Annotated in this window: 11 protein-coding genes; 8 read left to right on the top strand and 3 right to left on the bottom strand. The window is 58.6% G+C overall.

All coding sequences use genetic code 11. The annotated features are described in order from the left end of the window. Positions 1–79 precede the first annotated feature (79 nt). From BLV09_RS14535 to BLV09_RS14525, 3 genes are read left to right on the top strand one after another with little or no spacing between them, the layout of a single operon-like run. Positions 80–598, top strand: a complete 519-nt coding sequence (locus tag BLV09_RS14535; RefSeq protein ID WP_244549157.1) for a c-type cytochrome, methanol metabolism-related — start codon at positions 80–82, stop codon at positions 596–598. A gap of 59 nt (positions 599–657) precedes the next feature. Next, complete coding sequence (locus tag BLV09_RS14530; protein ID WP_146687816.1) at positions 658–1,518, top strand: substrate-binding domain-containing protein; 861 nt, start codon at positions 658–660, stop codon at positions 1,516–1,518. Further along, positions 1,515–2,069 (top strand): PQQ-dependent catabolism-associated CXXCW motif protein, encoded by a 555-nt coding sequence (locus BLV09_RS14525; RefSeq protein WP_146687815.1) that lies wholly within the window; start codon positions 1,515–1,517, stop codon positions 2,067–2,069. The genes BLV09_RS14530 and BLV09_RS14525 overlap by 4 nt, the downstream gene beginning before the upstream one ends. A 45-nt stretch (positions 2,070–2,114) precedes the next feature. On the opposite strand, the gene BLV09_RS14520 is transcribed toward BLV09_RS14525, so the two are convergent. Next, positions 2,115–2,756: a hypothetical protein gene (locus BLV09_RS14520; RefSeq protein WP_349536756.1), complete on the bottom strand. Its 642-nt coding sequence runs from the start codon at positions 2,754–2,756 to the stop codon at positions 2,115–2,117. Between the two features lie 232 nt (positions 2,757–2,988). Between BLV09_RS14520 and BLV09_RS14515 the strand changes: the two genes are divergently transcribed. Together BLV09_RS14515 and BLV09_RS14510 are read left to right on the top strand one after the other, a co-directional pair. Next, positions 2,989–4,530 (top strand): hypothetical protein, encoded by a 1,542-nt coding sequence (locus BLV09_RS14515; RefSeq protein ID WP_244549088.1) that lies wholly within the window; start codon positions 2,989–2,991, stop codon positions 4,528–4,530. 90 nt (positions 4,531–4,620) lie between these two features. Then, positions 4,621–5,541: an ankyrin repeat domain-containing protein gene (locus tag BLV09_RS14510; protein ID WP_167558727.1), complete on the top strand. Its 921-nt coding sequence runs from the start codon at positions 4,621–4,623 to the stop codon at positions 5,539–5,541. Positions 5,542–5,644: 103 nt separating this feature from the next. On the opposite strand, the gene BLV09_RS14505 is transcribed toward BLV09_RS14510, so the two are convergent. After that, the gene (locus BLV09_RS14505) at positions 5,645–6,232 is read right to left on the bottom strand and encodes a c-type cytochrome (RefSeq protein ID WP_146687813.1); all 588 of its coding nucleotides are present in this window, start codon (positions 6,230–6,232) and stop codon (positions 5,645–5,647) included. 79 nt (positions 6,233–6,311) lie between these two features. Further along, positions 6,312–8,021 carry a pyrroloquinoline quinone-dependent dehydrogenase gene (locus tag BLV09_RS14500; RefSeq protein ID WP_146687812.1) on the bottom strand — a complete coding sequence of 570 codons (1,710 nt, stop codon included), beginning with the start codon at positions 8,019–8,021 and terminating at the stop codon, positions 6,312–6,314. Between the two features lie 704 nt (positions 8,022–8,725). Between BLV09_RS14500 and BLV09_RS14495 the strand changes: the two genes are divergently transcribed. The 3 genes from BLV09_RS14495 to BLV09_RS14485 are packed head-to-tail and all read left to right on the top strand — an operon-like array spanning position 8,726 to position 11,690. Then, positions 8,726–10,393, top strand: coding sequence for a methanol/ethanol family PQQ-dependent dehydrogenase (locus tag BLV09_RS14495; protein WP_100380413.1), 1,668 nt, complete (start codon positions 8,726–8,728; stop codon positions 10,391–10,393). Positions 10,394–10,410: 17 nt separating this feature from the next. Then, entirely contained in the window at positions 10,411–10,761 is a 351-nt protein-coding gene (locus tag BLV09_RS14490; RefSeq protein ID WP_146687811.1) for a c-type cytochrome, read from the top strand. Continuing rightward, the gene (locus tag BLV09_RS14485) at positions 10,758–11,690 is read left to right on the top strand and encodes a substrate-binding periplasmic protein (protein ID WP_146687810.1); all 933 of its coding nucleotides are present in this window, start codon (positions 10,758–10,760) and stop codon (positions 11,688–11,690) included. Before BLV09_RS14490 ends, BLV09_RS14485 begins: the two co-directional genes overlap by 4 nt. Positions 11,691–12,036: the final 346 nt, after the last annotated feature.

Below are 12,036 nucleotides of genomic sequence, written 5' to 3'. Positions count from 1 at the left end.
CAACGACAAATCGGCGCGCTGCAATCGTGCTGCGCGCCGATTTTGTTTCAACGTTGCATGAGGACAGTCTTACGTGAAGATCAATCGCTGGAAGTTCGCGCTCGTGGTGTTCTTGGGCGTTTCTGCAAGTAGTGCTGCATTCGCCGACGGGTCGGGTGATCCGGCCGTCGCTTCGTCCGATAACGGCAAATACGCCGACAAGGACGGCAACCCGACCTATAAAATAAGCGCAGACGGGATGGTCGACTGGTACACGTTCTCCGGCTTTCGCCGCTACCATTCGGACTGCCATGTTTGCCATGGCCCCAATGGCGAGGGATCGAGCTACGCGCCGGCGCTGGCCGAGTCATTGAAGACGCTGAGCTACACCGATTTCGTCAATGTCGTCACCAACGGCCGCAAGCATGTCGATGCCGCCAACGACAAGGTCATGCCGTCGTTTGCCACCAACGTCAATGTGATGTGCTACATCGACGACATCTACGTGTATCTGCGCGCACGCGCCAACAACGCCATCCCGGGCGGCCGGCCGCCCACGCACGAAGACAAGCCGGAGGCGGCCAAGGAGGCCGAGACCAGTTGCACAGGTATCAAATGACTTTGGAGCGCATTGAAAAACTGGAAACGCCAGGACTTCATGTCCGAGGGCGGATCATCATGGCAGCCTTGGCGGGGGTGCTGGCGTGCGGTTTTGCCGTCACGCCGTCCGTCGAAGCTTACGCCCAAGCCAACGGCGACACTGGTTCACTCGAACTCGTCGATCCCAACGTGTTTCGTGCCTGTGGCGATCCGCGCAACCTGCCGTTCTCCGACGAGAAGGGCGAGGGTTTCGAAAACAAGCTTGCCGAATTGTTTGCCGCCAAGCTCGGCAAGAAACTCAGCTACACCTACTTCCCGCAAGCGACCGGCTTCGTCCGGATGACGTTGGGCTCGTTCCGCTGCGACGTGATCATCGGATTCCCGCAAGGCGACGAACAGGCGCAGGTGACGATTCCCTATTATCGAACCACCTATGCGCTGATCTTCAAGCCCGGAAGCGGTCTTGAGGATGTGACCACGATCAGCGATCCAAAATTGAAGGACAAGCGGATCGGGATTGTCGCGAAAACACCGCCGAGCACGAATATGGCGATGAACGGGCTTTTGGCCCATGCTAAATCTTACCCGCTTTTCATCGACACCCGCGCAGACTCTTCCGCCCAGGCCATGATCGACGACCTCGCCAAGGGCGATATTGACGTCGGCATCTTGTGGGGGCCGATGGCGGGCTATTACGCCAAGCAGGCGAACCCTCCGCTGAGCGTCGTGCCGCTGCTGAAGGAAACGACGGGTCCACAAATGACCTACCGTATTGGTATGGCGGTGCGTCCGGCGGACCAGGAATGGAAGCGCACGCTCAATCGGCTGATCACGGAAAACCAGGCGGAGATCAACAAGCTCCTGATCAGTTACAACATCCCGATCCTGGACGAGTCCAACGTCCCGATCACCGCCGAGACGCTTTCGAAGCGGCCATGATCAGGGCCGCCCTCTGTTTCGCGCTTGTGGCGATCGTATTTGCCGCTGAGGCTCGAGCGGGGGAGGTGCCTGAGCCGGAAGGCTATCGCCTCGAAAATTATCGGGCGCCGACGCCCGCCACGTTGCGCGGCGCCCGCGTCGTTGGAACGGAAGAAGCCGAAAAGATCTGGCGCAGCCATTCGGCATCCTTTGTCGATGTGCTGCCGCGGCCACCGCGGCCAAAGAATCTACCTGAAGGAACGCTTTGGCGCGACAAGCCGCGATCCAATATTCCCGGCAGCATCTGGCTGCCCGACACCGGATATGGCGAACTCGCGCCCAGCATGGCCGGCTATTTCTCGCGAGGCCTCGAGAAAGCGGCCAATGGCGATCACGACAGACTGCTGGTTTTGTATTGTCTGGCGGATTGCTGGATGTCGTGGAATGCCGCCAAGCGTGCGCGCTCACTCGGCTATCCGAACGTGGCGTGGTATCCCGAAGGGACCGATGGTTGGCTTGCCGCGGGTCTGCCGCTGCAAGATGCCACGCCGGAACCGCGTCCGGATGAATAAATCAATTCGTCGCGGCTGAAGGGCGTTTTGAAAACTTCATTTAACTTATTTCTTGGGCGAGTCGTCGTTCATGGCGTTCTGGATCGCGGTTCCCAAATCGAACAGCCGTTTCTCGATCAGGACCGGCACGTCACAGACATAGGATGTCGATTTCCGCCGATCCTCGAAAATGCGAGTTTGCCACGCAAGCCGGTTGCTGAGTTCCTCGCTCTGCGCTTGATCGGTTGCCTTGTCCTGCAGGTCTCGCAATTTCTGGGCTTCCTCGCGGATGTCCCCGGCCATGGCCTTCTGCTTGCGTGAGAAGCGTTCGATCCCATTCATTACCTCATCGCGCTGTCCATTGAGTGTCGAATATAATCCGGCGAACAAGGTCTTCGCCTTTTCCTGCTTTTCCTCCTGGGTTCCGACCACGAAGTCCGCGATGAGTTTCTTGGCTTCCTCGATTGGCGTGCGGCGTGCAGCCAGACGGGCTACGAGTTCTGCTTCTTTCGCGTCAGTCGGCTTTGTTGAGTCGATCGGCTCTATCGAGGGACCGGTCCAGACGCTTGCGATCGAAATCTCGGGCACCTTCAATTGCTGGCAAGGCCAGTCCGGATAACGAGGGTCTAGCGCAAGGGCCGACTGCGGCCCATACGCGGCCGCCGCAGCCACAAGGCATAACGCAAAATCACGCATCGATAAAAACACGCCGCGTCTCCTTGTGGATTTGCAATCGCTTTCCTGCTTCGCGACCCGCCGCCACGGTAGATGGCGGGAAGGTCGCACGGGAGCAGGCCTGCCGCAGATTATTCGATATGATCTGTCGGTCGCAAATCAAATTCGGGCATTCAATGATATCGTTTACCGAAACTGCGTGGCAACGAATTCAGCTCGCGTCGCCGACGGCGCACTGCTCATCCGAAGCCGGGGAGGTTTCCGCGTGTCCCATCGTATCGCCGCAGCGCTTTGCGGCTGCATCGCGTCCGTATGGCTGGCTGTTCCCGCCTTTTCCGCTACCTTCGCCGATCCGCCGCGCATCGACCCCGCAAACTTGCCGCGGGTCGGCACGATCGATGAACGATTCCAGTCCTACAACATCGAAATGGTCGAAATCACCGGCGGAAGATTTTGGAGACCCTATCGGTCAAGGCCGGATGCCGAGCCCACGCCGCCGCACCCCGGATCGAACACGCCGGAAGGCATGGACGCTCATTTGTTCCGATATCGGCCGCCGATCGATCTAACCAATACGCGATTGCGAATGCTCGCGGCCGCCTTGGGGCCTGCCTATGTTCGGGTCAGCGGCACCTGGGCCAATACCACCTATTTTGCAGATTCGGATGAACCGCCTTCGCTTTCGCCGCCCGGCTTCAAGGCAGTTCTAAGTCGCGAGCAATGGCTGCATGTCGTCAGGTTCTCGCAATCGGTGAATGCACAGATCGTGATGTCGTTCGCCATCGGTGCGGGAAACCGCGACGCAACGGGCGTCTGGACACCAGACCAGGCGCAGCGCTTGCTCGCCTATACGCATTCGATCGGAGGAAAGATCGCGGCTGCGGAATTCATGAACGAACCAAATCTCGCGGCGATGGGCGGTGCGCCCGCAGGATATGATGCAGCCGCTTACGGACGGGATTTCAAACTGTTTTATTCGTTCATGAAACGGGCAAGTCCCGATACCATGATCCTCGGTCCCGGAGCTGTCGGCGCGACCCCGGCCGCGTCAGATTTTCTCGCTGCGTCCGGGCACGACCTGGATGCACTTTCCTACCATTACTACAAGACGGTGTCGGAGCGATGCGGCGGTAAGAGCGTGCCGGAGACGACGCTATCAGAAGATTGGCTCTCCGGGACCGATCACGTGTTGTCTTTTTATCGAGCGCTTCGCGATCGGTTCGAACCCGGCAAGCCGATCTGGCTCACGGAAACGGCGGATGCGGCTTGCGGTGGAAATCCCTGGGCCGCAACCTTTCTGGACACGTTCCGCTATCTTGATCAACTCGGGCGGCTGGCACGGGCCGGCGTTCAAGTCGTGATGCACAACACGCTGGCGGCAAGCGATTACGGGCTGATCGACGAGAAGTCGCTGCAACCCCGGCCGAACTATTGGGGCGCGTTGTTGTGGCGCCGGCTGATGGGAACGATCGTGCTGGCCTCAGCTGTATCGTTTCAATCGAGCCTGCATGTCTATGCGCATTGTCTGAGGGGCGCACCCGGTGGGGTGTCGTTACTGGTCATCAACACCGATCGCAATGCGTCACACGCGCTGGTGCTTTCGACAGCGGCGGAGCGCTACAGTCTGGGGGCAACGGGCTTGGGCGACAGCGATGTTAAGCTCAACGGCAGCACGCTTAGGCTGAATGTGGGCGATGAATTGCCGAATATCGCAAGCGAGCCAGTGGCTGCCGGCATGGTGACGTTCGATCCCGGCACAATTACGTTCCTGGCCATTCCTGTGGCAGCCAACAATGCCTGTCGTTAGATTGGCGTTGAAACGGTGCTTTGTTGGCAAAGGATGGTCGGCGTGGCATTCTCATCGTAACGAAGAAGCGTGCCCTGGGAGGAGATCATCTTGTACCGTCACGCTGTTTTTCTATGGTCGGCTGTCGTCGCCTTGCTGGGTACAGCATCCATCGCTCACGCGGCGGATTCCGAGCGTTGCCGGGAATTGGGCCACAAATTTGAAATCAGAAAACCGCAAATCACGGCGATTGAAGTGTCGTTGACGCTGTTTTCCGCCGCCGATGGCAATTGTACCGACCTCGCGACTCAATTGCTCGACCAGGGTGCGTCGCTCGACGCCCGCGACCGGATGGGTGCCCGGCCGCTCAGCCATGCCGCGAAGTCCGGCCATCTTGAAATGGTGGACCTTCTGCTCGCGCGCGGCGCGCCGATCAATGCGCGTAACCTCGCCGGTGCGACGGCGCTTTATTATGCTGCCGAAGGCGGCCATGGCTCAGTCGTGCAACGGCTGATCGAGCGCGGCGCCGACGTCAATCTGAGGGGACCGAGCGGAGTTTCTCCGGTTGCAGCAGCCGCTTATGCCGGCAGGGACTCGATTGTCAAAACGCTGCTGGCGCAAGGGGCCGATGGACGCATGCCTGACGATACTGGTAAGCCGCCGGCCGTCTATGCGGCGGCCAGTGGCCGGCTTGATATCGTCAAGCAGTTGCTGGCTGGCAATACCGACATCAACGCGCGCTATGCCAACGATCTTACCCTGCTGATGTGGGCATCGGGCCCGGATGAGGGTATCCCCGAGGCGCAAGCGATAGAGGTCGTCTCATATTTGCTGGATTCCGGTGCCCGGACCGACGACCGGGATGCGCGAGGCCGTACGCCTTTGATGATCGCAGCCGAAGGCGGCCACGCCGAAATTGCCAATTTGTTGCTCTCGCATGGCGCCGACCCGTCGCTCAAGGACAAGGCCGGGAAACGCGCCGCGGACCTTACGGTGCTGTCGTCGCTGCGTGAACGCTTGATGCCGCATTAGATCATGATCTCCGCGCAAACGCTTCGCGGTTGTCGCAAGGGAAAGCCGGTTCTCACTTGGCGCTGAGCCGGCCCTTCGGGTCCGGACCATGCTCTAAAGACGTTCAGAGACCTGACAGATATTCCGACAGCGCCGCCAGATCGTCGGGCGCCGTGGCAATCATCAAGTCGGACATGCCGGGATTGTTGCCGCGCGCACGGGTGCGGAAGTCGCCCATTGTTTTTGTCAGGTACTCTTTGCTTTGGCCAGCCAGACGGGGAATGGTGCCGTCACCTTGGAATTGATCGAGATGGCAACCCGTGCAGCCTATCGAACGGTTGGCGTTCGAAGCCCGGTCCGAAATTTCCTTTGACGCACGAGGCTGGCCCAGATCAGGCCAGGACTTTTTCGAGAAATATTCGGCGATAGCCTGCATGTCGTCGCGCTCCATGGATGAAGCGATCGGTTGCATGATGTCGCTCTTGCGGTCGCCCCGCTTGAAATCGCGCAGCTCGATATAAATGTAACCCGCTTGTTGCCCCCAAATGACGGGAATTGTCTTGTCGGCCGGTTTGCCGTCCACGCCATGGCAGCCGGCGCAAACCTGGGTCTTTTCTTCGATGCTTTGTGCGTGCAGCGACGTTGTGCTGACGACCAATACAGCCGTCAGTGCGACGGCGCCAAAAAGGTCAAAATTGAACTTGCCGGTCATTCGTTTGATTCCATCAGACCATCAAAAGAAACGGGACCGTAACCGGTCCCGCTTCGCTGTTCGATGATCGCCTCTGCGTTCAATTGAGGGTGAAGGCGATAATGTTGTTGCCGCGGTGAAAGTCAACCTGGGTATTGCCGCCCGCGCCGACCACGACATATTGCTTGCCGCCCAGCATGTAGCTGGAGGGAGGCGCATTGACACCGGCACCGGCGTGGAAGCTCCACAGTTCCTTGCCGTTGGAGGAATTGTAGGCCGCGAACTTACCGTTGCCTTCACCCGTGAAAACAAGGCCGCCAGCGGTGGCCAGAATGCCGCCGATCATCGGCTCCGGCGTCTTGACCTGCCATTTGATCTTGCCAGTGTTGTAGTTGACGGCAGTAATGTTGCCCGCCTGTTTTTCACCCGGAATCGCCTTGAAGGCGCCGCCAAGCCACAACTTGCCGTTTGGATACGGCGAGTTCTCGACTTGATAGGTCATGGGCTGATGCAGGTTGATGGCATAGGCCAACCCCTGTCCCGGATCGGTGGCGATCGGCGACCATTCGACTCCGCCATTTGCACCCGGCAGCATGCGTGCGCCTTCTTTGGTGGGAAGCACCCACATGTTCTCCTGCGGGACCATGGCCTCGGAGAAGCGGATCAGGCTGCAATCCTTGCGATCGTGAACATAGATGTGACCGGTCTTGCCGGCATGGATCACACCCGGGACAGTCTTGCCATCCTTGCCCTTCACATCCACCAGCACCGTCGGACTTACCGCATCGAGGTCCCACAGGTCGTGGGCGATATACTGAAAGTGACAAACGTATTTTCCGGTATCGAGATCGAGCGAGACCAGCGAGTCGGTATAGAGATTGTCACCGGGACGGGTTGACCCGTCGAGATCGGGCGACGGATTGCCGACGACAAAATAAATCCGGTTGGTTGCCAGATCGACGGAAGGATTCTGCCACACGCCGCCGCCAAGCTTTGCGAAGGGGTCGCCGGTTTTGGCGAGTTGATCCTTCTCGGCCTGGATGTCGCGATGCATATCGCGGCCGGTAGCGTCTTTAGTCGCCCAAACGCCGACGGAATTCTCCGGGATGGTGTTGAACGTCCAGATCAGCTTGCCGGTCTTCGCATCATAGGCCTTCAGGAAGCCCCGGATGCCATATTCGCCGCCGTTGGTTCCGATCAGAACCTTGTCCTTGATGACGGTCGGCGCCATGGTTTCGCTGTATCCGAGCTCGGGATCGGCGATGTCGGTGGTCCAAACGACGTCGCCGGTTTTTGCATTCAGCGCGACAAGCTTGGCATCAAGCGTGGCCACGTAGACGAGGTCACCGAGAACCTGGACGCCACGATTGTTGGGGCCGCAGCAGTAGGTCGTTACCAGCCCCATCTTGTGATTGTAATGCCAGAGTTGCTGGCCGGTTTTGGCGTCAAGCGCATAGACGTGGCTGAACGACGTCGTCACATACATGACGCCATCGAACACGATCGGTGACGTCTCCAGCGATTCCTTGACGTCGGTCTGGAAGATCCAGGCAACGTGCAGGTTCTTGACATTGTCCCGGTCGATCTGCTTGGCCGGATAAAAGCGCGTCTGCGCATAATTGCCGTTGGTCAGCAGAAAATCCTTGGCATTCTTGTCGGCGGCGTTGAGTTGCGCCTGAGTAACCGGCGCAACCATCGCCGTGCCCAACGTCGACTTGTTTTCCTGTTTGGTTTCCTGCGCGCTGGAAGGCCCTGCGAGGTAGCCGGACACGCCGAGCAATGCGGCGCATACAATAGAAAATCTATTCATGTTTCTCGCCCCAACCGTTGTCGTTGATATCGACCGGCATCTTAAAAGCGCACCGGTTCCATTCAAATCTGACGTCATCCGGCAAGTTTTACAAGGAGAAAACGCCAAACGCAGGCGTTTGCGAAGGCTGCTGTACGCAGAGGCGTGCGTGACAAGGCTTGGGGTCACCGGTCTCGGGCGTAAAGTCCTGTAGATTCCAGCATGTAAAACGCGGATGGCGTCGCAGCGTCTTTAGCAATTCGCGAATAGTGCGTCGCAGCAATGTTAAGGCCGCGTGCGGGTGCCGACCGTGCCAGCGGCAGTGAACACCAAAGGTTTTCATGATTTTTTTGTCCAAGGCAGCGATCTTAATTTGGTTGCGCAGGTCCCTTAATCATCGGCGAATTGGATGATTTTATCGGGCTGCTCGAATTAGCCGCAGCCGCTGTATACCAAAAGCGTATCCCATCAAGCGCGCCTTCGAAGGGGGGATTGCAAGATGTGCCGGAACATCCGCCGTAACTTTGATCGGCAAAGGCTCGCGGCGCCGGCAGAACCTTCGATCACAGCCAACGCCTGCATGGAACTAAATTTATGCAACTCGCTCGGCAGCCGCGGCGCGGGATGCTTCGTACTTTCGTGTTGACGCTTTCGTGTTTCGGGAAGATTGTTAGCAGTAGCGTCAACAAATAGGCGCGCAAAGAAATTCATTTGGGAGGGAAGCCATGAAAGGTATCGCGCTGGCCGCTGGCCTTGCGATTCTCGTTCCGTATGGTGCGTGCGCTCAAACGACCGATCAATTGGTCAAGGGCGCGACCGATACATCGAACGTCCTCAATTACGGAATGGGCTACAATCTGCAGCGGTTCAGCCCGTTGACGCAGATCAACAAAGACAACGCCAAGAATCTTGTTCCCGTCTGGAACTACAGCCTCGCTGATGACCGCAGCGAAGAGTCGCAGCCGATCGTTTATCAGGGTGTCATCTACATCACGACCAACAATGCCACGATCGCCGTCGACGTAAAGACCGGAAAGCAGGTCTGGAAGACCAAGGTCGAATATCCCGCGGAAACGCCACGCATCGTATGTTGCGGTATCATCAATCGCGGCGCGGCGATTTACGAAGGCAAGCTCTTCCGCACCACGCTCGACGCCAATGTCATCGCACTCGATGCCAAGAGCGGCAAGGAACTCTGGCGTCAGAAGGCGGCTGACATCAAGGAAGGCTATTCGATGACGGTAGCGCCGCTGGTCGCCGACGGCGTCGTCCTGACCGGCATCTCCGGAGCGGAATTCGGTACCCGCGGTTTCATCGACGGATGGGAGCCGGAAACCGGCAAGCATCTGTGGCGCACCTATTCGATTCCCACGCCCGATGAGCCCGGCGGCGACACCTGGAAGGGCGACACCTGGAAGCTTGGTGGTGGATCGACCTGGATCACCGGCTCCTACGATCCCGATCTGAATACGGTTTATTGGGGCATCGGTAATCCCGGGCCATTCAACGCTGCCGTGCGCCCGGGCGACAATCTGTATACCTGCTCGGTGCTCGCGCTGGAGCCGAAGACCGGCAAGATCAAATGGCACTACCAGTTCTCGCCGAACAATCCGTTCGATTATGACTCGGTCGCGGAAATGGTGCTCGCCGATCTCAACGTCGAGGGCAAGCCGACCAAGGTCCTGATGGACGCCAATCGCAACGGCTTCTTCTATGTGCTCGACCGGACCAACGGGAAGCTGCTCGCCGCAAATCCCTATGTGAAGGTCAATTGGGCGACCGGCATCGACATGAAGACCGGAAGACCGATCGAGACAGACGTCACCAAGGATGCACGCGAAGGAAAGAAGGTCACGGTGTTTCCTTCAATCCTCGGCGGCAAGAACTGGGAGCCGATGTCGTTCAATCCGCAGACCGGTCTTGCCTATGCCAATACCCTGGCTTTCGGCGGCCACTACAAGACGGAGCCTGCAACGTACAAGGCCGGCGAGTGGTATCTCGGCATGGATCTGACGGATCTGTGGGAGTGGGGTGACGGGCCGCGTGGTCATCTCACGGCCATCGATCCCTTGACCGGTAAGGCAAAATGGGAAGTGCCAAGCGACATCCCGCGCTTCTCGGGCGTGTTGTCGACCGCCGGCGGAGTCGTGTTCTCCGGCCAGCTGACCGGTGAGTTCGAGGCGTTCGACGCGAACGACGGCAAGAAGCTATGGCAGTTCCAGACCGGCTCGGGCATCGAGGGGCAGCCGGTGACGTGGCAGCAGGACGGCGTCCAGTATGTCGCCGTCGCCAGCGGCTATGGCGGCGTCTACTCGCTGTTCTCAGGCGATGAACGTCTCGCCAAAGTCCCGACCGGCGGGTCACTGTGGGTCTTCGCGGTAAAAACCCAATAAGTGGTTTGCGGGTGATCATGGGACGTTTCCACTGGGCGGCGGCGCATGTCGCCGCCGCTGCGATGACCGCGAGCGTGCTGACCACGGCACATCCCGCCACGGCGCAACAAGATGCCGGCGCCGATCAGGCGCTGATCGACAAAGGTAAAGCGAATTACGCGGAGAAATGTTCGCACTGCCATGGTCCCGGCATGCTCAATGCCGGGACCATCACGCCAGATCTGCGAAAATTTTCGGGCGACAAGGAGCGTTTCTTCACCACGGTGAAGCAGGGCAAGAACGGCAAGATGCCACCTTGGGGCGATCTCTTGAACGACGATCAGATAGCGAGCCTTTGGGCCTATATTTCGAGCCAGAGGAAACCATGAGGACCTGGCTTAACGCGCTCCATATAGCGGTATTTCTCGTGGCGATCTCGGTCATGCCGGCGTCTGCGGCTGAGGAGACGTTGAAGGTTTGTCTCGATGAGGATCTGCCTCCGCTGTCGATGCATCATCGCGGCATCCCCGATAGCGGATTCGATGTCGCCCTGGCGCAAGCTGTGGCGGCGCGACTCGGCCGGCCGCTCAGGATTCAATGGTTCGAGAGCAAGCTGGACGAAGATTCAAGCCCGGCGCTTGAAGCCAATGCGTTGCTTTCGGACGGCCGCTGCTCGTTTGTCGGCAGTTATGCTCTGACAAGGGATTCCCTGGTTGTGCCGGGCGTCAAGACGGCGAAGCTGCCTGATTTCGAGGGAGCCACCGGCCCCGATCATCGGCGCCGCGTAGAGCTCGGCGTGCTCGCACCGAGCCAACCCTACATCTATTCACCGTTGACGATTGTCCTTGGACCGAAAGCGCGCGACCGCCACATTGCCGATGTCGGCGATGTCGCCGGGCTTCGCATCGGAATTGAAAGCGGAAGTCTTGCCGATGCGATTTTGATGACGTTCGGTAACGGACGGCTGATCGATGATATCACTCATCTGGTCCCCGGCCGTGACGATCTGCTGGGTACGCTCGATCGCGGCGACCTGGACGCGACCCTGCTCGATCTGCGTCGGTTCGATGCCTACCGCGCAGCACATCCCGGCACCAAGCTCACCGGCTCGGGTTACTTTTATCCGATTGGCGTCAATCGCGGCTATGCCGGCCTCGCCAGCGACCCGACTCTCCTCGTCGAGGTCAACAAAGCACTCTCTGATTTGCAAGCTGCAGGAACCATAGCCAACCTTGCTGAGGCGGCGGGCCTCACTTTTCTGCCGCCACGCGAGCCGATAATCCTTGGCGACGCGTTGATGAAGGTGCTCCAGAAGTAACGAGCAGAACTGCCTGCTCTTCTCCGAGTCCTTCTCTTTTTGTTTTCGCACGTCGTAAAGACAGTTGCCGCCGCCGATTTTTCCGGCGATATGCTGTGCCTCTTCGACAATATGGTTTTCCGCGCGTTAACCTTAGTTATGGCGGAGATCGTTGGTGATATAGGTTGATACCGATCTTGCTGCAGGCCAGCCGAACATAGTTACTCGTGTGTTGAGATCGCCGTTATCGGTGACAACGAAATAAACTGATGATTCAGGTTACCGGCCAGCGATTCAGGACGCATTAATTACGAGTCGGGCGCGGTTTGCTTCTAGTTCGAGTTGTACGGGGTGGTTTGACTCTTTG

The organism is Bradyrhizobium canariense, assembly GCF_900105125.1.
GTDB classification, from domain to species: Bacteria; Pseudomonadota; Alphaproteobacteria; order Rhizobiales; family Xanthobacteraceae; genus Bradyrhizobium; species Bradyrhizobium canariense_A.
This window is presented reverse-complemented; position numbering and strand designations above follow the sequence as displayed.

What these genes read in the sequence shown, in the direction of transcription:
- BLV09_RS14495 (WP_100380413.1), top strand. Translation starts at nt 8,726, where the DNA reads ATGAAAGGTATCGCGCTGGCCGCTGGCCTTGCGATTCTCGTTCCGTAT.
- BLV09_RS14500 (WP_146687812.1), bottom strand. Translation starts at nt 8,021, where the DNA reads ATGAATAGATTTTCTATTGTATGCGCCGCATTGCTCGGCGTGTCCGGC.
- BLV09_RS14525 (WP_146687815.1), top strand. Translation starts at nt 1,515, where the DNA reads ATGATCAGGGCCGCCCTCTGTTTCGCGCTTGTGGCGATCGTATTTGCC.
- BLV09_RS14485 (WP_146687810.1), top strand. Translation starts at nt 10,758, where the DNA reads ATGAGGACCTGGCTTAACGCGCTCCATATAGCGGTATTTCTCGTGGCG.
- BLV09_RS14505 (WP_146687813.1), bottom strand. Translation starts at nt 6,232, where the DNA reads ATGACCGGCAAGTTCAATTTTGACCTTTTTGGCGCCGTCGCACTGACG.
- BLV09_RS14530 (WP_146687816.1), top strand. Translation starts at nt 658, where the DNA reads ATGGCAGCCTTGGCGGGGGTGCTGGCGTGCGGTTTTGCCGTCACGCCG.
- BLV09_RS14490 (WP_146687811.1), top strand. Translation starts at nt 10,411, where the DNA reads ATGGGACGTTTCCACTGGGCGGCGGCGCATGTCGCCGCCGCTGCGATG.